We start from the raw sequence: 22,730 nt of genomic DNA on the forward strand, positions 1-22,730 counted from the left end.
TTATGCATTTTTCCACAAAGTGTTAATTGTTTTTAAATCTTTTTTCATAGCATCATAAACAACTTTCTTATCTACTGTTATACTATGCTTGCCCTTCTCTGCACCTCCTAAATCATATTCTAAATGTAAAGAAACCGGTGGTTTTAAACTATACTTTTTTAACAATTTAAAATAAGCATCAAAATCTACCATACCTTCTCCTATTGGCACATTAACAAGCTTCCATTTACCTTTTATTTGTGCCCATTTAAAATCTTTAAGGACTATAGTTTTTATATAAGATTGTAACAATGCTAACCCATTTTTCCAAGACCCACCTCCTTCTACAGTTGCATGTCTAATGTCATACTGTACACCAAAATAATTAGAATCTACTGTTTCTAAAATTTTTTTTACTTCCCAGAACGAACCTCCAATTTTTAAACCTGCATGGTTTTGATAACAACCAATAATTCCAAATTTTTTATTTAATTCTCCTAATTTTTGGATTTCTTCTGTATAAAAAGCTAAAGAATCTTCCATAGAAATTTCTTTCTTATAAGCAAACCAATTGGACCTGTAAAACATTACCCCTTCTTTGGCTGCTGTTTTTATAACTTCAATATCTAATTGTTTAGAGGCATTTTCTATAGTCGTTGTAATCATTTTACATGAAGAGCCTCCTTTTTTTATTGCTGCAATAGCTTTTGGAAGGTCTTTTTCTACATTAGAAGGCAATACATGACCTTTTGGCCGCACTGTTAAATCTACACCAGAAAATCCCATTTCTGCAGCCATTGCCCCTGTAGTCTCATAATCTAAAAACTGAAGATGTTTAGAAAATATAGAAATGTCTAAACCTGTATTCAGATCTACTACAGAGTTAAATAAAGGGTTAGCTAAACCATTAAAAGGTATTGCTCCTAAAACTCCTAATGCAGCGAGCTTAGTAAATTCTCTTCTAGTTTTCATTTTCAGAAATTTTTTGTTTTTTTAATACAAGTATAGTTTACAACAAAAGAGTTTATATTACTTGTTTTGTTACAAACAAGTTACTTAAATATTCTATTAATAATAGAATCAATTAAAATATTTACATCTCTAGAAATATTAAATCTATATAACATTCCTGTATATAAAATAAATGCCAAACTACTTTTAATTAGTATCGCTAAAATTGGAGAGAGATTTAATGGTATATAGTATAATACAAACCCTATACTTATTAATAATCCTAAAATTTTCAAAGTCTCTTTAGTAAAAGGTTGTATTTTAAATTTAGCTTTTACATAAAGTAATTTTAAAGAATTATAAACAAAAAAAGCAGAAAAACTAGCTATTGCAGCTCCTTTTATTCCAAATTCTGGGATTAACCAAAAATTGAACCCTACAGCTAAAACAGCTAATAGAACCCCTAAAAATAAAACAGAACGATAATAATCTGAATTAAACAAAATAGAATTGTTATTCCCCAAAAGAGCATCGTAAACTTTTGCTAAACCTATCCAAAAAACAATAAGAAAACCATTACTATATGCTTCTGGCAAAAAAGAATATAAATCTTTAATATTTATTATAATTAATAAAAATAATAAGCCTGAAATAATAAAAAGAGTAAGCGAACTTTTTTGATACAACTCTTTTAAAGAAATATAATTTTTTGTGTTAATATATGTTGCCGTTATTGGATATGTAATTTGATGCATTGCTCTAGATGGCACTGCTATAGTTGTGGCTATAAAACCTGAAACAGCATAATAGGCAACGTTCTCTATTTCTAGAAAATTATTTAACATCACTTTATCTACCTCTAATAATACAATTGCCGTAGACCCTCCCAAAATAATTAAAGTGCTATACTTAATAATCTCTTTTGTGTTTTTTGGTAAGCTAAACATTAATTTAGGCATGCGTAATTTATAAGCATAGACCTTCATAACAACGGTTCTAAGAATATAAAACCCAACTAAAGCTTTTATAAATACATCTATTGTTATTATTTTTTTCCATAGCAATAGTAATAGAATGGTTTGCCCTACTCTACAAAAAATCTCTTTCATAAAATTTCCAAAGACAGATTTCATTTGAATTTTTGCCCAAGCAAAAAAAATCTCAAAATAAGCCATTGCCATTCCTGTTAAGAAAATATAACAAACATATTCTTTTACTATTGGGTTTTTAGCAGAAAGTATATTTCCTATTATATCTGTAGCGAAAAAACTAATAAGTGCTATAGGTATTATAAACAAAAAAGGAAGAAATAACATTAAAGTTAAAAAAGACTCTTTGCTTTTACCTTCTTTAAAACCACTATAAAACTTCACTAAAGTATTTGGTACTCCAAAAGCCATAAGTGGCATTAAAACAGCAGAAATAGATAATATTACTTGAATAAGACCGTAATACTCCTCTTTCATAAAACTAGTATATAAAAACAATGTATTTATAGCCCCAATAGCAAAACCTAAATAGGTTACTAATGTGTTTTTTAATGACTGTTTTAATACTATTCCCATTAAAGATGCTTAGCTAATTGTTCTGTTAATGCTTTACGACTATACTTTTCTATACTATTAGAAGTACTTTTTAATTTATTAACAAGATACAAGTTAAACCATTTTAGAATAATCTCTTTTAATTTCTCCTTACTATCATAGGTAAAAGCTTCTCCTGCGTTGGTCTCTTTTATTAATTGTCCAACTTCCCAGTCTTTAGGCCCTACCCCAAGAATAGGTCTTTTAGCTGCTAAATATTCAAAAACTTTCCCAGGTATTATTCCTTTGGTTTCTTCTGAATTTATCTCAATTAAAAGTAATACCTGAGATTTTCTTTGAAACGAAATAGCATTGTTATGAGACAAATAACCAACAATTTCAGTATTATTATGAATACTATATTTTTTTATATTCTCTAGAACATCATCACTAACAACACCTACCAATTGCAAGCTAAAAAGTTTTTTAAAATCAGCATTCTCAATAAGTAACTCAGATAAAGCTTGCCACAAAACATTAGGGTCTCGTCCTGTTAATAACGAACCTATATGGGCTATTGTAAATTTAGAATCCAAAGCTACATCGTTAGCTATTTGAATATCGTAACCATTTGTTATTACTTCTATAGGCTGCTTTGTTATTGCTTTAAACACATTTTTAGTTGTAGCACTAGTTACTATAATTTTGTCTGCACTATTTAAAACTTTGCTTTCTAATAGCTTGTGTTTTCTTTTGGATGCTTCTGTTAACTTTAGTTTTTTATGATAGCCTATGGTTGTCCAGGGATCTCTAAAATCTGAAATCCATGTAATATTTAATTTTTTCTTTAAACCTAAACCAATTAAATGTACACTATGTGGTGGTCCTGTAGTAATAATTGTTTCTATTTTTTCCTTTTTAATAACATCTTCTAAAAAAGAAATAGAAGGTTCTACCCAAAATTTGCGAGCATCTGGAATAAACAAATTACCTCTAACCCATAGAAAGGCTTTTTCTAAAAAGGATTGCTTTTTTGTTTGAATTAATCCAGAACTAATTCTATTTGTTTTTTTTGATGAAAAGATACCTGCCAATTTATAAGGTTCAAAAATTGGTTTTTTATAAATAAAAATTCCTTCGGGAATTTCTTTTAAAAGGCTAGTATCTTGTATTGGGTAATGCGGGTTTTCTGGAATATAAAGAACAGGCTCTATATTAAAATCTCTTAGGTATGTAATGAATTTTAGCCAACGCTGCACTCCTGGCCCACCAGCAGGCGGCCAATAATATGCTATTATCAGCACTTTTTTCATTACACTTTTTCCTTTTTTCTAGAACGCCAAAAAGTAAAACCTATTCCTAGTACTATTAAAAATCCTAATAATGAGGAACTTGCTAGGGCTATTGTACTACCGTCTTTTACAACTTTAGGTTCAAATTTAAATTCTATTTTATGTTCCCCTTCTGGTATTTTTAATGCTCGTAAAACATAATTCACTTTAAAATGGTCTGTTAATACACCATCTATATAAGCATTCCAACCATTACCATAATACATTTCGGAAAATACAGCTACACCTGCATTTTCATTTTTAGAAATATAGGTTAAATAATTTAGTTTATAATCTGTAAGTTGAATTGTTGTTGTAGAATCTGTTTGAAAAGCGAATCTATTTATATTTGGAAAATTTGAAGTATTAAAAATAGCTTCGTTTTTATTATCTAAAGTACCTAACCCCTGTATTTCTTCATTTGCTGTAGTAACAGGCACTAGCTTTTTAATAAACCATGCATTACCATTAGCTTCTGGATTAACTGCTGGGTAACTTCTACCCTCTTCATCTTGCTGTACAACATACTTAACATTAAGCATATTTAACACGCCTACTTTACCTTTATAAATATGAAAATCGAACAAATCTTGAATACCAGCAGGTTTAGCAGCATGATACCCTCCTATAGATTTATGAAAATACGAAGTACGAGCACCATTTAATCCCTCCTGAGGGTCATATACTCTATAATTACCTTTATCTTTTGCAATTTGTTTATCTACAGCAGTTTGTCTAAAAGGTTCATTCATTTGTCTTTTACTAACAAAATCATCTTTATTTACATAGCGCTTATCTACACCTACTAAATCTACCAGAATTAAAACTCCTAACCCTAAAACAAGAAGATTTTCTTTTACCTTACCTTTAATATACAACCATAAAGCTACTGATGCTAGAGCAACAAATAAAAGAGAACGTAACGTATCATTCGTATACACAGCTTCCCTATCCAGCTTAATCAACGCCATTAATTCATCTCCGTAATTTTGTTTTATAAAAGCATCATCACTACCAGAGAAATTAAACATTCCTTTAAAAAGTAATAAACCAATTAAAATAGAAACTACCGTAATTGCTGAAATTTTTAAAGCATTTATTTTTTTTGCTGATGCAACCTTATTTTTAAATAATTCGTTTATTGCTAAAATAGCCAAAACTGGAGTACAAAGTTCCAATATTACCTGTATAGATGACACTGCTCTAAATTTATCGTACAACGGAAAATAGTCTATCATAAAATCAGTCAATAGGCTAAAATTCTTTCCCCAAGATAAAATTAAAGACATAATTGTACCACCAAGTAACCACCACTTAGCTTTGCGCTGTACTAAAAATAATCCTAGTATAAATAAGAAAAAGATAACTACTCCAATATAAGCTGGCGCAGCTACACCAGGCTGGTCTCCCCAGTATAAAGGCAACCTACTAGAAAAAGAGATTGCTTGTGTTCTTGTTATTCCTTGATCGGTTAAAAAATTAAATGTTTTAGAGCTTTCACCTAAATTTTCTCCATTAGAACCTCCAAATAATCTAGGAACAAAAATGTTTAAAGACTCTACAATTCCGTAACTATATTGTGTAATATACTCTTTACTAAGTCCGCCTTTATTCTCTTTAGGAGAACTATCAGGGTTAATTGTAAGTTCTGACTTTCCTCTGGTACTCCAATCTGCATATTCCTTTGTAGCCATTAAACCTGTGGCATTTGTAGCAATACCAAATGCTACGGCTAATAGTAATATTCCTATTGAAATTACAAAGTGTTTAAACTTCTTTTTAAGAATAGCGTTTACTAAATAAACAGCTCCCATAATTAATATTAGGAGCATACAATAGTACGTCATTTGGTAATGGTTTGCGCCTACTTCTAATGCCATTGCAATTGCAGTAAGTATAAAACCTCCAATATATTTTTTCCTAAAAACTAAAACAATACCGCCTAACAACATAGGTAAATAGCCTATAGCATGTGCTTTAGCATTATGCCCTACTCCAAGAATTATAATTAAATAGGTAGAAAAACCAAAAGCTAATGCACCTAAAGCAGCTAACCTATAATCAACCTTAAGGCAACATAAAAGAATATAAAACCCTAAAAAATAAACAAATAAGTAATCTGCAGGGCGGGGTAAAAAACGAATTAAACTATCTAATTTTTTTACATAATTATGTGGATAATACGCTCCTAATTGAAATGTTGGCATACCTCCAAAAGCGCTATTAGTCCAGTACGGTTCATCGCCAGTAACTTTTCTAAAGTTATTCTGCTCCTTTGCCATACCTGTATACTGTACAATGTCTGATTGTTGTATAACCTTCCCTTGTAAAACAGGGTTAAAATATAGCAAAGCTGCTATTACAAAAAAAACAAGAACAAAAAAATGTACAAAAAGTGCTTTAAAACCTAATTTCATTAAAATAAGATAGTCGTTAGTACTGTAAAGATAGTTACTCTACCTCTTCAAAATCTATATATTCTCCAACTTTTTTACCGTTACTCCTCTTTTGAGTTGTCTTTTTATTAATTATAACATCACCTATAGGGTCTTCTTTAACATTGTTTTGCTGCGAAAAATCATTCATTTTTTCTTTAAAATGAGCTTCGGTTTTTTTTGCAGCATACCTTAAAATATTAGGCGCAAACCATTTTGCTACTATTTTAAATAAATAATAGAATAAAAGAATAATTAAAATTGTCTTTAAAAATGCCATTTTTATTTGTGAAAATTTATATCAAAAATACAATTCTAGCGTTGTACTTACTGAGCAAAAGTCTTAAAATAATACTAAAACCATGACCATGGCAAGTTCTTTTGAACAAAAAAAGCTAAAAAATATTTTCTTTACACTTTTTTTTGCAATTCCTATTATAGGTTTTTCGCAATATACAAATGTAATAAACTCTAATAGACCAGGGCAGTCTGTAAGTGCATTTGCTGTTGGGAAAAATGTTGTTCAGTTAGAAGCTGGTTTGCTCTATGAACAACAAGACCATAACCTACTAAACACCCAATCTAATATTTGGGCCACAGAATTTTCATTACGATATGGTCTTCTTTTTGAAAGATTGGAAATAAATTGGGAAGGCATATTTCAAAATCAAGATATTACATTTGCGAATAACGGTACAGAAGATTCCTATACTAACTTTTCTAGAAATCGTATTGGTTTAAAATTTTTAGTTTTTGACCCATTTATAAATCCAAAAAGAGCAAACCCAAATTTATATAGCTGGAAAGCTAATAATAAATTTGTCTTAGATAATTTAGTACCTGCCATTTCTGTATACGCTGGTGTAAACTATTTATTTGGAGATAACCCTTTTTACGTGGGAGACCCTAACTTATCTTACAGAGCTATGGTTGCAACACAAAGTAGATTAACTCCCAGATTTGTCTTAATTACTAATTTTGCATACGATCGCATAAGTACAGATTTTCCTGAAATGAGTTATTTAGTATCTTTATCTCATGCCTTTAGAAACCCTAAATGGAGTGTTTTTATAGAAAACCAAGGGATTAAAAGTGACCGTTATGCAGATAACCTTCTTAGAGGAGGTGTAGCACACTTACTTAGCGAAAGACTACAAGCTGATATTAATTTAGGCGCAAGTTTTAAAAACACACCTTCTAGAGTTTTTATTTCTTTAGGAGCTTCTTATAGATTTGATTTTCACAAAGACCCTGAGGTTTCTATAGATGAGCAAAAAGCAGGGCAAAATGGAGGTCCTATTAAAAAGAACTCCATGAAAAAGAAGAAAAAAGAAAAAAACAAAGGTTCAGGAGCAGAGGATATTGACTTAGGTCCTTCTAAAAAGCAATTAAAAAAATTGAAAAAAGAAGAAAACAAAAAAGCTAAAAACAAGAAAAAAGAAAAAGAGGATGGGGTAATTGAGTTTTAATTTAGAAGAACAAACCCAATCTTTTTTTAAATTCATTTAATAAGAAGAACACTGCTAGTTGCACTTTTCAACTATCTTTGTTCTTCTATCATTTTATACAGATAGGTAATTATTTTAAACTCAAAGTAAATGCCATTTAAAAAACTCCATCCCTCTCTAAAAGAGGCTTTAGAAAGATTAGAAATAGAATCTGCAACAACTTTTCAAAAAAATGCAATTCCTAAAATAAAAAGTGGCGCAAATATATTTGGCATAGCCCCCAAAGAAAGTGGTAAAACTACGGCTATGATTATTAACACCATACAAAAACTACTGTGTAAGGCAGAAGGAGATGCACCAAGAGCAATTAGTATAGTAGAAAATAAAAAAGAAGCGCAAGAGTTACATTCTAAATTTTTAGAATTTACAAAATATACAGACCTTAGAGTGTATATGGGGTATGAAGAACTACATATAGATATTCAAAAATCTGAAATCTATATGGGGATTGACATACTCATTAGCACACCAAAAAACCTTCAGAAATTATTTTTAACTAATGGTGTTAGTATATCACAATTAAAAATATTTTTTGTTGATGATGCTGATTTCTTAATACAGCGTAAAGAAATTACTTCTTTAACAACAACATCAGAAAGTATAAAAAAATGCCAGTATGTAATACTAGCAGAAAAATTAAATCCAAAGTTAGATCGTTTAAAAGATTATTTTATGACTAATTCTACAGTCATAAAAATCTAAAAAAACTTAGTATAATAAATCTGTTATTACTATTGGTTATTTGTACTTTTACCTTTTATGCTATATTAACAAAATGTCATGATAATCTTAAAAGAAGCTACAACTAAAGGAGATTTAAAGAAATTTGTAAAATTTCCTTTTAGCATTTACAAAGATTGCAAACAATGGGTTCCTCCTATAATTAATGACGAACTAGATAGTTTTAACAAAGATAAAAACCCAGCTTTTAAAGATGCAGAAGCTCGTTTTTTTCTTGCTTATAGAGGTACTACAATAGTAGGTCGTATAGCTGCCATTGTAAACTGGATTGAGATAAAACAGCAGCGAATAAAAAAAATGCGTTTTGGCTGGTTCGATTTTGTGGATGATACGGAAGTCTCTGAAATTCTTTTAAATAAAGTAAAAGAAATAGGTCAAGAACATAAGTTAGAATATATGGAAGGCCCTGTAGGATTTTCTAATTTAGATAAAGTTGGTGTTTTAATTGAAGGGTTTTCTGAAATGGGAACCATGATAACTTGGTATAACCATGCCTACTACCAAGAGCATTATGAACGGTTAGGATTTGTAAAAGAAAAAGAATACATGGAAAATCGTTTTCCTTTTTCTAATGCAGACCCAAAGTTTTTTACAAAAGTGGATTCGCTAGTACAAACTAGATATGGTGTTAAACCTTTAAGTTTTACTAAAACAGAAGAGGTTATGCCTATGGCAGACAAAATGTTTGATTTATTTAACGAAACCTATTCACAGTTATCTTCCTTTGTTCCTATTACAGAAATTCAAAAAGCATATTTTAAAAAGAAATATATAAGTTTTATAAATCCAGAGTATATCAAATTTATTTTAGATAAAGAGGATAAACTAATAGCTTTTGGTATTGTTATGCCTTCTTTTTCTGAAGCGCTACAAAAAGCAAAAGGTAAATTATTTCCTTTTGGCTTTTATCACTTATTAAAAGCCAAAAAACATAGTAAAGATGTAATTTTTTATTTAATTGGTGTACTACCCGAATATCAAAACAAAGGTGTTACTGCAGTTATGTTTAATCAATACCACAAGACTTTTAGTGAAAAAGGAATTGTTAATTGTATACGAACCCCAGAATTGGAGGACAATGTTGCCATAAAACAAATATGGAAACATTTTAAACCAGAAATTTACAAACGAAGAAGAACCTACAAAAAGAACTTATAAAACAAAAAACCAAACTCTTATCAAGTTTGGTTTTTTTGCTTATAATTAATTCTTTATAAAAATTATTCTCCCATAGCTGCAGAAACAGCCGCAGAAAGTCTTTTATACGTTCCATTCTCTAAACGCTCTCTAATAGCAGAAAAAGCTACTAAAGTCTCTTCTACATCTTGCAGTGTATGCGTAGCAGTAGGAATTAAACGTAATAATATTAATCCTTTAGGAATTACCGGATAAACAACTATAGAACAGAAAATTCCATGATTTTCTCTTAAGTCTTTCACCAAAGCCATAGCTTCTGGTATACTACCGTTTAAATATACCGGAGTTACACAACTTGTAGTAGTTCCAATATCAAAACCTTTTTCTTTTAAACCAGACTGTAATGCATTAACATTTTCCCAAAGTTTGGCTTTAAGTTCTGGCTGTGTACGCAACATATCTAAACGTTTTAATGCTCCTTTTACATAAACCATTGGTAATGATTTAGCAAACATTTGCGAACGCAAATTATATTTCAAGTAATTTATAATTTCCTGGTCTGCAGCTACAAAAGCTCCTATACTAGCCATAGATTTAGCAAAAGTTGCTAAGTACACATCTATTTGATCTTGTACTCCTTGCTCTTCTCCTGCTCCTGCTCCTGTTTTTCCTAAGGTTCCAAAACCATGAGCATCATCTACTAATAATCTAAAATTAAATTTTTCCTTTAAAGCTACAATTTCTTTTAATATTCCTTGCTCACCGCGCATTCCAAAAACACCTTCCGAAATAACTAGAATTCCTCCTCCAGTTTGTTCTGCCATTTTTGTTGCTCTCTCTAAGTTTTTTTCTAAGCTCTCTGGGTCATTATGTACAAAAGTAAAACGCTTACCCATGTGTAAACGCACACCATCTATAATACATGCATGGCAATCTACATCATAAACGATAATATCATCTTTAGTAACCAAAGCGTCTATTACAGACATAAAACCTTGGTATCCAAAATTTAAAAGATAGGAAGCTTCTTTTTGAGAAAAAGCTGCTAGTTCGTTCTCTAACTGTTCATGAAACTCTGTATGTCCACTCATCATTCTTGCCCCCATAGGGTAAGCTGCACCATGTTCTAGAGCTGCTTCTCCATCTACCTTTTTTATTTCAGGAAGATTTGCAAGTCCTAAATAATCATTTATACTCCAAGTAATTACATCTTTTCCTTGGAATTTCATCCTATTAGATATTGGACCATCTAATTTTGGAAAAACAAAATATCCTTCCGCCTGTGAAGCCCATTTTCCTAAAGGCCCTTTATTCTCAATAATTCTCTCAAATAAGTCTCTCATCGCACTAAGTTGGTTCTACCTGCAAAAATAAAGATTTTTACTAAGGTTTCATAAAATATTAGAAAACAAAAAACAGCAACCTAAAAGTTGCTGCTTTTATATAATTTAAAATTTCTTGTTATTTAATAAATTGTATTTCTTGTGGTTGTTCTTCAGCCTGCTTGTTTAAAAAGCCTTGTGCTTCCATCCACTGGTCGCTATATACCTTACTCATATAACGCGATCCATGATCAGGAAAAATTACAACAACATTACTATCTTTTGTAAATTCTCCTTCTTCACTTAACTGTTTTACAGCTTGCATTACAGCTCCACTAGTATAGCCAACAAATAAACCGTCTGTTTTAGCTATAGTTCTAGCCATATGTGCACTTTCTTCATCAGTAACTTTAATAAACTTGTCTATTACCGAAAAATCTGTAGCAGTAGGAATTAAGTTTTTTCCTAACCCTTCTATCCTATAGGGGTAAATTTCTTCTTGATCTATCTTTCCTGTTTCATGATAACTTTTTAAAACAGAACCATAAGCATCTACTCCAATAACTTTTACATTAGGGTTTTGCTCTTTTATATATTTTCCAGTTCCAGAAATTGTACCTCCAGTTCCACTACAAACTACTAAATGGGTAATATTTCCATTTGTTTGATCCCAAATTTCTGGACCAGTAGATTTATAATGTGCATCTGCGTTTAGTTGATTAAAATATTGATTAATATATACAGAATCCTTTGTTTCTTTATGTATCTTTTTTGCAACTTCATAATAAGAACGTGGGTCGTCTGCGCTAACATGAGCAGGACAAACATAAACTATTGCTCCCATTGCTCTTAGCATATCTATCTTATCTGGAGAAGATTTAGAACTAACTGCCAATATGCATTTGTATCCTTTTATGATACTAACCATAGCAATACTAAATCCTGTATTACCAGAGGTTGTTTCTACTATTGTACTTCCTTTTTTTAATATACCTTTACGTTCTGCTTCTTCAATTATATGATTAGCTATACGGTCTTTAGAAGAATGTCCTGGATTAAAAGCCTCCACTTTAGCGTAAAAATTACCTGTAAAGTCTTTAGCTACTTTATTAAGCTTAACAAGGGGGGTATTTCCTACTAACTCTAGGATATTATTATAAGCATTTATCTTATTTTCCATAAAATGGTTTCTAAGTTCATGAACTAATCAAAGTATCTTTTTGACAAAAATTCAGGTACAAAATTACTATTTTTTTTGACTTTTTGGTGTTTTCCCTTCTAAATCTAACATAAATGCATATTCTTGGGCTACTTCTTTTAGCGCTTCAAACCTTCCTGAAGCTCCACCATGACCAGCATCCATATTAATTTGAAAAATTAAAATATTAGAATCTGTTTTTAACTCTCTAAGCTTTGCTACCCACTTTGCGGGCTCAAAATACTGCACTTGCGAGTCATGCAACCCTGTTGTAACTAAAATATTAGGATATTCTTGCTTTGCAATATTATCATAAGGAGAATAGTCTTTCATATAATCGTAATACTGTTTATCATTTGGGTTTCCCCATTCATCATATTCCCCAGTTGTTAAAGGTATAGAATCGTCTAACATGGTTGTAACCACATCTACAAATGGTACGGATGCAATTATACCATTATATAATTCTGGAGCCATATTCATGACCACCCCCATTAATAAACCTCCTGCAGAACCTCCCATTGCATATAAATGATTCTTACTTGTATATTTATTTTCTATTAAGTATTTAGAACAATCTATAAAATCTGTAAAAGTATTTTTCTTTTTAAGAAGCTTTCCATCTTCATACCATTGTCTTCCTAAATATTCCCCACCTCTTATATGCGCAATTGCGAATATAAATCCACGATCCAATAAACTTAAACGTATACTAGAAAAATAAGGATCTATAGTAGACCCATAAGAACCATAAGCATATTGTAAAACAGGAGTTTCTTCATTTATATTGGTGTCTTTATGATATACTATAGACATAGGCACTTTTACCCCGTCTCTTGCTGTAGCCCAAATTCTTTTAGAACTGTAATTCTCTTTAGAAAATTTACCTCCTAGAACTTCTTGTTCCTTTTGTACAAATTCTTCCTTGGTATCCATATTAAAATCTATAACTGAACTTGGTGTTGTCATAGAATTATACCCATATCTTAAAATAGAAGTATCATAATCTGGGTTTGTGCCTATATAAGAAGTATAGGTTTCATCATTAAAAGGTAAATAATAACTATTTGTATTATCCCATCTAATAATTTTTATCGCATTTAATCCATTTTCCCTTTCAGATAAAACATAATAATCTTTAAAAATATCCACATCTTCTAAAAGCACTTCTTTTCTATGCGGTATAAATTCTTGCCAATACTCATGAGAAGTTTCTCCTTCTTTAACTTTCATAAGTTTAAAATTGGTTGCCTGGTCTTTATTGGTTAAAATATAAAAACAATCCTCATAATGAGAAATTGAATATTCTAAACCTCTAACTCTTGGTGAAAAAACTACAAAATCTCCTTCTGGAGTATCTGCATTTAAGATTCGCATCTCGGTGGTTAAAGTACTATACGAGATTATTACAATATATTTTTTAGATTTAGTCTTGTAAACACCAGCGCCAAAAGTGTCGTCCTTTTCATGAAAAACTAAAATATCTTCTTTTTCCTCTGTATTAAAAGTATGTTTATACACCTTATCGGAGCGTAATGTAACACTGTCCTTCTTAGTATAAAAAAAAGTTTTATTGTCATTTGCCCAAACTGCTCCTCCAGTTGTGTCTTCTATTTTATCTGTATAAACTTCCCCTGTTACAAGGTTTTTAATTTGTAATGTATATTGCCTTCTAGAAACAGTATCTACTCCAAAAACAGCCAAAGTATTATCTGGACTTATAGATATTCCTCCAATTTTAAAATATTCATGTCCTTTAGCCATTTCATTGCCATTGAACATTATTTCTTCTGGAGCCTTTAATGTCTCTTTATGACGAGAAAATATAGGGTACTCTTTTCCTTTTTCAAATCTAGTTACATACCAGTAGCCGTTTTTCTTGTATGGCACAGAAGAATCGTCTTCTTTTATTCTGCCCTTCATTTCTAAAAAGAGTTCTTCTTGAAAATCTTTTGTATGTGCAGTTAAAGAGTCATAATAAGAATTTTCATCGTTTAAATAATTTATAACTTCTTTATTCTCCTTATCATTTAACCAATAGTAATTATCTACCCTAACATCATTATGTTTAACCAATTCTTTAGGTATTTTTTTTACTACTGGAATATTAACTTTAGTCATGCGTATCTATTTCATTTTAAAAAGAAAGATGCAAAAGTAATACTATTTAAAAATCTAATTTCTTATACATTTCTTAAATAAAATTATAAATCCAATCATTTTAGTAATTTTGAAGTTATTAACAATAAAAACAAATTACATGTTTGGAGATATGATGGGAATGATGGGTAAATTAAAAGAAACCCAAGCTAAAGTAGAAGCCACAAAAAAAAGATTAGATACTGTAACCCTACAAGAAAGTTCATCAGATAACTTATTAAATGTTACTATTACTGCTAACAGAGTCCTTAAAGAGGTTACTATAGACGATAGTCTATTGAAAGATAAAGAGCAACTAGAAGACTATCTTATACTTACTATTAATAGTGCAATTGCTAAAGCAACCCAAGTAAATGAAACGGAACTTGCTGCTGTTGCCAAAGATGGTATGCCCAATATTCCGGGAATGGATTCGTTATTTAAATAAAATGGCAAGTTTTTTGTATTAAACTTTAAAAAGATAGAATATGAAGCGTTTTTTATTTTTATTATTATTTCCTGTTATACTAAGTGCCCAGTCTACCATAGAGGCTACTTCAGATACAAAATGGCTAACTAATTATGATAAGGCTATAAAAAAATCTAAAAAAGAAGATAAAAATGTATTGATATATTTTACAGGCAGCGATTGGTGCCCACCGTGTAAAATGCTAAAAAGTGATTTGTTTGAAACTTCGGAATTTAAAACCTTAGCAGACAATTATATATTATTGTATATAGATATGCCAAGAAATCAGGATTTATTATCTAAAGAACAATATAGCCACAACAAAAGTTTATTACCTAAGCTTAATAAAAAAGGCGTTTTTCCTTTACTTAAAATTATTGATTCTAAAGGAGATGTTTTAGATGAGTATTCTGGTTATGCTATGAATGGAGAAGTAAAATACCATTTAGATTTATTAAAAAACAACCTCTAACAAAACGATATAAAATAAAAAAAGAGCCTTCCTTTCGGAGGCTCTTTTTTTTTGGTTGGTTACTAAAATTTAGTTGTTAATCAATCTAAATTCAGTTCTTCTGTTTACAGCGTGCTCTCTTTCTGTACAAGAAACACCCTCTTTACATCTGTTCTTAGTTTTAGTTTCACCGTAACCGTTAGCTACTAATAAACTAGAATTAATTCCTTTAGAAATTAAGTAATCTGCAACCGCTTTAGCTCTTCTTTCTGAAAGGTCTTTGTTAGATGACGCTGTACCTCTTACATCTGTATGAGAAGCTAACTCTACCTTAACACCTGGGTTTTGAGCTAAAACTGGCATTAAACGATTATCAATAATACTTTTTGCTGCTGAAGTTAAAGTTGCACTACCTAAGTTCCAGCTTATTGGTAAAGCTTGATATTCAACTAAAGAACACTCCACTTCTTTCCAAGTAGTTAAACCACCTTTTTGTTTTAAAACCTCTTTAGAAACAGTTTTTGTAACAGCAGGAACAGTTTCTTCAGATGTAAATGCATCTTTATCTAAAACTGTTTTAGTAATAGTCTTGTATTCTGCAGGAATAACTTCTTCTACTACTTTAGCAGGAGAAATAAGAACTCTTTTAGTATAACTTGCATTTTTAGAACCAATAGGTGTTTTAGACACAGAAGCATCTGCTCCTAAAACTTGCGTATCTATAGTTGTAAATTCAGCAGGATATCCTTTGTAACACCAGTATCTACAATCATCTGGATTACCAGAAGCACAATCAGGTGCAGAAGCTCCTAATTCCCATTGCGCATATGCTGGCTTAATTTCAATAGTTTCAGAAGATGGTCTAAAAGTAGCAGGTGTAATTCTTAAAGTATTACCTCCTTCTTTAGAAACATAAGAAACAGTTTCTGTTCCCCATTTTTCTGGAACTACTGTTAATTTTTTTCCAGCAGCTTTAACTTCTACTCTTTCTGTAACTGTTTTAAAAGTTGCAGGAACAGTTTTTAAAACCTTATAAGCCGGTTTAACTGTTAAAGTAACAGTCTCATTTACATAAACATCTGGAGTTGTACAACGAACGTAGCACTTTCCAGGTTCTGGATTTGCAGGTAAATCTTGTGCCATAGACACAGATGCAGTCATAACTGCAAAAAGAAATAAAATTTTTTTCATAATGGTAATAGTGTTTATTAATGTTAAAATATATAGTTGCCGCTAATTTAACTTTTAGAAGAAAAAATACCGACAACTAAAGGCTAAAATAGTATTTTAATAGACAAAATCACAAAAATCATCGATGAAATACATTTTTTGTTTAGAAAAAATTAACTTTTAATCCTAATAATGTCTTTTTGAAAGTGAAGAAAAATTATATAACTTTAATTGACTAAATTTAACAATGGTGATTACTATAAAAAAAGATGCTAATAATAAATACACTTTTAACTTAAAAGCAAAAAGTGGCAGCATACTACTTAACAGCATTACCTTTAATCATAAGGTAGAAGCAGCAAAGACCGTTAATAACTTAAAATCTACCAATGAGAAAGAACTCATTTTTGAAAGAAAAACTAATTTTGATGGTAAGTTTCTTTTTAACCTTAAAAACAGAAAAGGACAACTTATAGGCTCAAGTAAACTATATGATTCTGAAGCCGGGTTAGAAAATGGCATTACTAATACTAAAGAAAGTATTTTTTCTATCTCTTAAAAGTTATATATTTTTTAAGATTTTTAAAAATACCTCATGTTTTTTTAAAGTATAATCTAAATGTGTAACTATTCTTAATTTACCTTCCCCCATTCCTATTAAAGAAACGCCATGCTTTAAGAGTTGTTCTAAAAATTCTTTTTCTGTTTTATACGCATCATCAATTTCAAAAATTATAATATTAGTTTCTATAGGCTCTACCATTTTAACAAAAGTTAATGTGCGTAACACCTCACCAATTTCTTTTGCTTTTTTATGATCCTCCCTTAATCTTTCTATATTATTTTCTAAAGCATAAACTCCTGCAGCGGCTAAATATCCTGCTTGCCTCATTCCTCCACCAAAAATTTTCCTTATTCTTAAAGCTTTATTCATTTGCTCTTTACTACCTACTAATACAGAACCAACAGGACACCCCATACCTTTGCTTAAGCATACACTAATGGTGTCAAAAATTGCCCCGTATTCTTCCGGTTTTTCATTCTTTGCCACCAGAGCATTCCATAATCTTGCTCCATCTAAATGATAAGCCAATTTATTAGCCGTACAAACTTTTTTTATGCTTTTTAGTTCTTCTATATCCCAACAAGACCCTCCTCCTTTATTGGTTGTATTCTCTATACTTACTAAAGTTGTAAGCGGACTATGATAAAACTCTGGTGGATTAATTGCTTTAACCACTTGCTCTGCATCAAAAAAACCTTTGTTCCCTTTTAGTAATTTACAAGAAACCCCACTATTAAAGCTTACTCCCCCTCCTTCATAATTATAAATATGAGAATATTCGTGGCAAATTAGCTGTTCTCCAGGTTGCGTATGTAGTTTTATAGCGGTTTGGTTTGCCATTGTCCCGCTTGGAAAAAATAATGCTGCTTCTTTATTAAATAGTTTCGCTGTTTTTTCTTCTAATAAATTTACAGAAGGGTCTTCTTTAAAAACATCATCACCAACACCAGCAGAAAACATGACTTGCAACATTTCTGGAGATGGCTTGGTAACGGTATCACTTATTAAATTAATATTCATATTTAAAATCTACCTTTATTTACTAATATGCATCAAAAAATAGTAAATATTATATTTAAACCATTAGTAAAACGCTACAATCTTTCTCTTAAAACAAAAAGAGCGCTATTTTTGCTTAAAATTATTTAGAATGACAATTACTACAGACCACTACAAAGGTCTTTTAGATCGCCTTGGTGCGTTAAGGAGGTATCTTTGACGTTGATGCGAAACTTATTGAAATAGAGAATGAACAGGAAAAAACTTTAGCGCCAGATTTTTGGGATAACGCACAGGAAGCCCAAGAACACATGAAGTTCATTCAATCTAAAAAAAAATGGGTAGATGATTATTTCTCTTCAGAAACTTTAGTAAACGATTTAGAAGTTCTTGTAGAATTTTTAAAAGAAGGAGAAGTTTCCGAAGAAGAAGTGCATACACATTACCTAAAAACTTTAGATTCTCTAGAAAATTTAGAATTTAAAAATATGCTTTCTGAAGAAGGCGATGAACTTACTGCTGTACTTCAAATTACCGCTGGTGCTGGTGGTACAGAAAGTTGTGACTGGGCAGCTATGCTCATGCGTATGTACATGATGTGGAGCGAAAAAAATGGATACAAAGTAAAAGAACTTAACTACCAAGAAGGGGATGTTGCAGGTATTAAAACAGTTACTTTAGAAATCGATGGCGAATTTGCTTTTGGTTGGCTAAAAGGAGAAAACGGCGTACATAGATTAGTACGTATTTCCCCTTTTGATAGTAATGCAAAAAGACACACTTCTTTTGCTTCTGTGTATGTGTATCCTTTAGTTGATGATAGTATTGAAATTGCTATAAACCCTGCGGATGTAGAAATTACTACAGCACGTTCTAGTGGGGCTGGTGGTCAAAATGTAAACAAGGTAGAGACCAAAGTACAACTTACACATAAACCAAGCGGCATTCAAATTTCTTGTTCCGATTCTAGAAGCCAGCATGACAATAGAGCTACTGCTTTAAAAATGCTTAAATCGCAATTATATGAAATAGAATTGCGTAAAAAAATGGAAGCAAGACAAGAGATAGAATCCTCTAAAATGAAGATAGAATGGGGATCACAAATTAGAAACTACGTAATGCACCCTTACAAGTTGGTAAAAGATGTACGGACTACTAAAGAGACAGGTAATGTAGACGCTGTAATGGATGGAGACATAAATATGTTTTTAAAAGCCTATTTAATGATGATGGGACAAAAAGAAGAAGAAAATTAAAAAATATGATTACAATATATCACAACCCTAGATGTAGTAAATCTAGACAAGGATTACAAGCTTTAGAAAATTCTGGAAAAGAATTTACAGTAAAAAAATATTTAGAAGATATCCCTTCTGAAAAAGAACTTAAAGACATAATTCAAAAATTAGAAATTTCTCCTCTAGAATTAGTACGAAAAAACGAAGCTATTTGGAAAGAACTATATAAAGGAAAATCTTTATCTGATGCCGATATTATAAAAGCTATGGTTACACATCCAAAATTAATAGAGCGCCCAATCGTAATTAAGAATGATAAGGCAGTAATTGGTCGTCCTTTAGAAAACATTACAAAACTGTTAGGTAACTAGCTTTTTATTTCATCCAAAATAAATTATGGTACATTTATTGAATGTTCAACTTTAATAAAACCATTAAACACTTTAAGAAAGTTTTAACTAGACACAATTAAACCTCTTAAGTTTTTTTTAATCTAACAAAACATTACAGCATGAAAATTAATATAAAATGCTTTTTAGCTTTTGCAGTTCTTTTTTTACTAGGAAGTGAATTACACGCTCAATACGGCTATGGCGGTGGTGGTTATGGATATGGAAATAGAGGCGGATACGGGAGACAGCGAAACAATCTTCCACAAGTAGAATCTACTCCTAAAAAGGAAGAGCCAAAAACTGCTGCACAAATTGTAGATAATGAAATGCCAAATATTACAGAGGCATTAAATTTAAATGAATTTGAAACTGCTGTTTTAAGTTCTGTGCTAAAAAAATATTTGCAACAACGTATAGAAATGCGAATATTAGAATTAAGTCCAGAGCAAATGCGTGAGGGTCTAGAAAAGATTACAAAAAACCAAGATAAAGAATTAAAAGCTGGTTTACCTCAAGACAAATATGATGCTTTTGTTGAAATGCAAAAAAAGGGCATTGCTAAGACAAAAAAATTAAACAAAAAGAAAAAGAAGAAGAAACGAAAAAAAGATTGATATGAAAAAAACACTTCTGTTATTGCTTGCTATTTTTACAATCTGCATTTCTAACGCGCAAAGACCAAATGGCAAAAAACCCAACCCAATTACAATAACAGGAACCGTTTTAGACAAAGACGACAATTTACCTTTAGAATACGCAACTTTAATTCTTCAAAGTGTTAGAAACCCTGAACGCATTACAGGTGGTATAACAAATGAAAAAGGACAATTTTCCATAGAAACCTTTCCAGGAAATTACAATATAAAAATAGAATACTTATCTTATAAATCTTACGAACAAAAAGAACAAGTTTTAAGAGCATCTAAAGATTTAGGAATAATAAAACTTATTCCAGATTTAGAACAACTTGAAGGCGTAGAAGTTGTAGGAGAAAAAACTACTGTAGAATTAAGATTAGACAAAAAAGTATATAATGTTGGGTCAGATTTAACAGTGAAAGGAGGTTCTGTTACCGATGTTTTAGATAATGTACCATCTGTAACTGTAGATGAAGAAGGTGCAATTAGCCTAAGAGGAAACGAAAGTGTTAGAATATTAATAAACGGTAAACCCTCTGCCCTATCTGGTTTAAGCTCTGATGCGCTACAACAACTCCCAGCAGAATCTATAGAAAAAGTAGAAGTTATTACAAACCCTTCTGCTAGGTATGATGCTGAAGGTACTGCAGGAATTTTAAATATAATTCTTAAACAAAGTAAAACTACTGGGTTAAATGGTTCTGTTAGTGTTTATACTGGTTATCCAAAAAATAACGGCGCATCTGTAAATCTAAACTTAAGGCGAAAAAACTTCAACATTTTCACCAATACCTCTTATCGTTATAGGGATTCTCCAGGTAACGCTCTCTTTGAACAAGAAAATTTTGACACCCAAGGCAATACCGCTAGCTATCAAGATGAAATAAGGGGTTACAACAGGCAAAGCGATGGTTTTAATACCAATATTGGTTTTGAATTATTTATTGACTCTACCAGTAGTATTACAAACTCTTTAGTCTACAGAAAATCTAATGGAGATAATACTGTAGATATTGATTTTTTTAATTTTGACGCCAATAGAAACCCTACTATACAAAGAAACAGATACACAAATGAAGCGGAAGAACAGGAAGACGTACAGTACGCTGTTAATTATCTAAAGAAATTTAATAAGGATGGCCACGAATTAAAAATAGACTACCAGTATTCTAGAGGTATTGACATAGAAAATTCTATAATAAACGAAGTGGTTTTAAATGATAATAGTCAATTAGATACAGAACAGACTATTAATGATGAATCTCAAAAAAATCAATTAGTACAATTAGATTACGTTTTACCTTTTGGAAAAAATAATAGTTCCCAATTAGAATTAGGTTACCGCGGTATCTTTAATAATTTTAATACCGATTTTGATTTTGGGATTTTAGAACAAAACATATTCAATAGTGACCCCCAGTTTAGTAATGAGCTAAATTATAAAGAGTATGTAAATGCCGCATATATGCAATTAGGTACAAAAATTAATAAATTCAATATCCTTGGCGGGTTAAGAATGGAAGCCTCAGACATTGGTATTGAATTAGTTAACACCAATGACATATCAAATAAAAAATATGTTGACTGGTTTCCTTCCATATTTTTAGGATACGAATTTTCTGAAAAAGAACAATTTACATTAAGCTATAGTAGAAGACTAAGAAGACCACGTTCTAGATATATAAATCCTTTTCCGTCTAGATCCAGTAATACAAATTTATTTCAAGGAAATCCAGATTTAGACCCAACTTATACAAATGCTTTTGATTTAGGGTATTTAAAAAGATGGGATAATATTAGTTTCACCACCTCGGCATATTACAACCGATCTACTGGTGTATTTCAGTTTATTACACAAGAAAGAGGGGATTTTGTAGAAATTGAAAACCCTGACGATACGGCGAATCCCATTTTAGTACCAGTACAAGTACGAACTCCTATAAATTTAGCTACAGACACAAGATATGGAATGGAGCTAACTACTACCTATACTCCTAAAAGAAATTGGAGATTAACTTGGAATGTAAATTTGTTTCAACAAATTGGCAAAGGAGACTATACCTACACTAATTTTCTAAACGAATCTATAACTCAAAATTTTGATTCTAATAATTTTGCTTGGTTTACACGCTTAAGTGCAAAAATTCCTTTACCTGCAAAAATAGATTTTCAGACCAATTTATTTTATAGAGGCCCAAATTCTAATGCACAAAATAGATACAAAGGCGTGCTTAGCACTAACTTAGGTTTTAGTAAAGATGTTATAAAAGACAAAGCATCATTATCCTTAAATGTTAGCGATTTATTTAATACTCGCAAAAGAAGAACTGAAGCCACTACATTAAATGTAGAAACGTATAGCGAATTTCAAAGGCGAGAAAGACAAATAACGCTTTCTTTCAGATATAGGTTTAATCAAAAGCAACAACAAAGAGAACGAGGAAATCGAGAAGGTGGAGAGGATGATTACGACTTTGAAGGGTAATAGTTAGTTAAACATATTATATAGAAAAAGGGTTTGAATATATATTCAAACCCTTTTTG

At 30.9% G+C, this 22,730-nt stretch carries 20 protein-coding genes; 10 read left to right on the forward strand and 10 right to left on the reverse strand.

Annotated elements, in window-relative coordinates:
- From CLV91_RS09980 to CLV91_RS10000, 5 genes are all read right to left on the reverse strand, one after another.
- A complete protein-coding gene (locus tag CLV91_RS09980; protein ID WP_121067250.1) occupies nt 1-951 on the reverse strand; it encodes a sugar phosphate isomerase/epimerase family protein in 951 nt (316 codons plus the stop codon).
- An 80-nt stretch (nt 952-1,031) separates the two neighbouring features.
- Complete coding sequence (locus tag CLV91_RS09985) at nt 1,032-2,495, reverse strand: lipopolysaccharide biosynthesis protein (protein WP_121067253.1); 1,464 nt, start codon at nt 2,493-2,495, stop codon at nt 1,032-1,034.
- Nucleotides 2,495-3,766 (reverse strand): glycosyltransferase family 4 protein, encoded by a 1,272-nt coding sequence (locus tag CLV91_RS09990; RefSeq protein WP_121067256.1) that lies wholly within the window; start codon nt 3,764-3,766, stop codon nt 2,495-2,497. The genes CLV91_RS09985 and CLV91_RS09990 overlap by 1 nt, the downstream gene beginning before the upstream one ends.
- Complete coding sequence (locus CLV91_RS09995) at nt 3,766-6,201, reverse strand: YfhO family protein (protein WP_121067259.1); 2,436 nt, start codon at nt 6,199-6,201, stop codon at nt 3,766-3,768. The genes CLV91_RS09990 and CLV91_RS09995 overlap by 1 nt, the downstream gene beginning before the upstream one ends.
- 34 nt (nt 6,202-6,235) lie before the next feature.
- On the reverse strand, nt 6,236-6,499 hold the full coding sequence (locus CLV91_RS10000) for a DUF4834 family protein (RefSeq protein WP_121067262.1): 264 nt from the start codon (nt 6,497-6,499) through the stop codon (nt 6,236-6,238).
- Nucleotides 6,500-6,587: 88 nt separating this feature from the next.
- Here CLV91_RS10000 and CLV91_RS10005 point away from each other — a divergent pair, with 88 nt between their 5' ends.
- From CLV91_RS10005 to CLV91_RS10015, 3 genes are all read left to right on the forward strand, one after another.
- Nucleotides 6,588-7,688 (forward strand): transporter, encoded by a 1,101-nt coding sequence (locus CLV91_RS10005; protein WP_121067881.1) that lies wholly within the window; start codon nt 6,588-6,590, stop codon nt 7,686-7,688.
- A gap of 129 nt (nt 7,689-7,817) precedes the next feature.
- A complete protein-coding gene (locus CLV91_RS10010; RefSeq protein WP_121067265.1) occupies nt 7,818-8,429 on the forward strand; it encodes a DEAD/DEAH box helicase in 612 nt (203 codons plus the stop codon).
- 78 nt (nt 8,430-8,507) lie between these two features.
- On the forward strand, nt 8,508-9,626 hold the full coding sequence (locus CLV91_RS10015) for a GTP cyclohydrolase (RefSeq protein WP_121067268.1): 1,119 nt from the start codon (nt 8,508-8,510) through the stop codon (nt 9,624-9,626).
- Between the two features lie 62 nt (nt 9,627-9,688).
- On the opposite strand, the gene CLV91_RS10020 is transcribed toward CLV91_RS10015, so the two are convergent.
- From CLV91_RS10020 to CLV91_RS10030, 3 genes are all read right to left on the reverse strand, one after another.
- Nucleotides 9,689-10,948 carry an aminotransferase class I/II-fold pyridoxal phosphate-dependent enzyme gene (locus tag CLV91_RS10020; RefSeq protein WP_121067271.1) on the reverse strand — a complete coding sequence of 420 codons (1,260 nt, stop codon included), beginning with the start codon at nt 10,946-10,948 and terminating at the stop codon, nt 9,689-9,691.
- A gap of 118 nt (nt 10,949-11,066) precedes the next feature.
- Nucleotides 11,067-12,107: a PLP-dependent cysteine synthase family protein gene (locus CLV91_RS10025; RefSeq protein ID WP_121067274.1), complete on the reverse strand. Its 1,041-nt coding sequence runs from the start codon at nt 12,105-12,107 to the stop codon at nt 11,067-11,069.
- 66 nt (nt 12,108-12,173) lie between these two features.
- Nucleotides 12,174-14,246: a S9 family peptidase gene (locus tag CLV91_RS10030; RefSeq protein WP_121067277.1), complete on the reverse strand. Its 2,073-nt coding sequence runs from the start codon at nt 14,244-14,246 to the stop codon at nt 12,174-12,176.
- A 139-nt stretch (nt 14,247-14,385) separates the two neighbouring features.
- Between CLV91_RS10030 and CLV91_RS10035 the strand changes: the two genes are divergently transcribed.
- Complete coding sequence (locus CLV91_RS10035) at nt 14,386-14,712, forward strand: YbaB/EbfC family nucleoid-associated protein (protein ID WP_121067280.1); 327 nt, start codon at nt 14,386-14,388, stop codon at nt 14,710-14,712.
- 40 nt (nt 14,713-14,752) lie between these two features.
- Nucleotides 14,753-15,205 (forward strand): thioredoxin family protein, encoded by a 453-nt coding sequence (locus tag CLV91_RS10040; protein WP_121067283.1) that lies wholly within the window; start codon nt 14,753-14,755, stop codon nt 15,203-15,205.
- Between the two features lie 69 nt (nt 15,206-15,274).
- On the opposite strand, the gene CLV91_RS10045 is transcribed toward CLV91_RS10040, so the two are convergent.
- Nucleotides 15,275-16,375 carry an OmpA family protein gene (locus tag CLV91_RS10045; RefSeq protein ID WP_121067286.1) on the reverse strand — a complete coding sequence of 367 codons (1,101 nt, stop codon included), beginning with the start codon at nt 16,373-16,375 and terminating at the stop codon, nt 15,275-15,277.
- Nucleotides 16,376-16,604: 229 nt separating this feature from the next.
- Between CLV91_RS10045 and CLV91_RS10050 the strand changes: the two genes are divergently transcribed.
- A complete protein-coding gene (locus tag CLV91_RS10050; protein ID WP_170146735.1) occupies nt 16,605-16,913 on the forward strand; it encodes a YegP family protein in 309 nt (102 codons plus the stop codon).
- Between the two features lie 3 nt (nt 16,914-16,916).
- Here CLV91_RS10050 and CLV91_RS10055 read toward each other — a convergent pair whose 3' ends face one another.
- Nucleotides 16,917-17,939, reverse strand: a complete 1,023-nt coding sequence (locus CLV91_RS10055) for a threonine aldolase family protein (RefSeq protein WP_121067292.1) — start codon at nt 17,937-17,939, stop codon at nt 16,917-16,919.
- A 130-nt stretch (nt 17,940-18,069) separates the two neighbouring features.
- Between CLV91_RS10055 and prfB the strand changes: the two genes are divergently transcribed.
- From prfB to CLV91_RS10075, 4 genes are all read left to right on the forward strand, one after another.
- A protein-coding gene (gene prfB, locus CLV91_RS10060; protein WP_121067295.1) for a peptide chain release factor 2 occupies nt 18,070-19,174 on the forward strand; the annotation gives its coding sequence in 2 pieces (ribosomal slippage) (nt 18,070-18,135 and nt 18,137-19,174; 1,104 coding nt in all).
- A 5-nt stretch (nt 19,175-19,179) separates the two neighbouring features.
- Nucleotides 19,180-19,527, forward strand: a complete 348-nt coding sequence (gene arsC, locus CLV91_RS10065) for an arsenate reductase (glutaredoxin) (protein WP_121067298.1) — start codon at nt 19,180-19,182, stop codon at nt 19,525-19,527.
- 140 nt (nt 19,528-19,667) lie between these two features.
- Nucleotides 19,668-20,162: a hypothetical protein gene (locus CLV91_RS10070; RefSeq protein WP_121067302.1), complete on the forward strand. Its 495-nt coding sequence runs from the start codon at nt 19,668-19,670 to the stop codon at nt 20,160-20,162.
- Nucleotide 20,163: 1 nt separating this feature from the next.
- Nucleotides 20,164-22,671, forward strand: coding sequence for a TonB-dependent receptor domain-containing protein (locus CLV91_RS10075; RefSeq protein WP_121067304.1), 2,508 nt, complete (start codon nt 20,164-20,166; stop codon nt 22,669-22,671).
- Nucleotides 22,672-22,730 lie beyond the last annotated feature (59 nt).

Origin of the sequence: Maribacter vaceletii (genome assembly GCF_003634105.1) — a bacterium.
GTDB lineage: Bacteria > Bacteroidota > Bacteroidia > Flavobacteriales > Flavobacteriaceae > Maribacter_B > Maribacter_B vaceletii.